The following is a 440-nucleotide window of genomic DNA, read 5'->3' on the forward strand; positions in this document are numbered from 1 at the left end:
CATACCGAACACGGAAGTTAAGCTTCTCAGCGCCGATGGTAGTTGGGGGTCTCCCCCTGTGAGAGTAGGACGCCGCCGGGCAATAATGTACTTTCATTTTGGACAAACTTCTAAGATGAGGCATTCAACATCTGCAAGAGTTATGCTAATTTCCACTATTCCGCAGTAGCTCAGTGGTAGAGCACTCGGCTGTTAACCGAGCGGTCGTAGGTTCGAATCCTACCTGCGGAGCCATTATCTCTAAATGACGAAAGTTATTTGAGCTGGCAGCAAGTTCATGCTTCCATAGCTCAGCAGGTAGAGCACTTCCATGGTAAGGAAGAGGTCAGCGGTTCGAGCCCGCTTGGAAGCTCTGAAAATAGTATAATGGCCCCTTGGTCAAGCGGTTAAGACACCGCCCTTTCACGGCGGTAACACGGGTTCGAATCCCGTAGGGGTCA

3 tRNA genes and 1 rRNA gene are annotated in these 440 nt (G+C 50.7%); all 4 read left to right on the forward strand.

From position 1 onward, the window contains the following. Window positions 1-81 (forward strand): 5S ribosomal RNA (gene rrf, locus UB32_RS18965); the annotation flags it as partial. A 78-nt stretch (window positions 82-159) separates the two neighbouring features. Further along, window positions 160-234: transfer RNA gene (locus tag UB32_RS06685), tRNA-Asn, on the forward strand. Between the two features lie 45 nt (window positions 235-279). Further along, a tRNA-Thr gene (locus tag UB32_RS06690) sits at window positions 280-352 on the forward strand. A 16-nt stretch (window positions 353-368) separates the two neighbouring features. After that, a tRNA-Glu gene (locus UB32_RS06695) sits at window positions 369-440 on the forward strand.

Source organism: Mesobacillus subterraneus, from assembly GCF_000934845.1.
Taxonomy (GTDB): Bacteria; Bacillota; Bacilli; order Bacillales; family Cytobacillaceae; genus Mesobacillus; species Mesobacillus stamsii.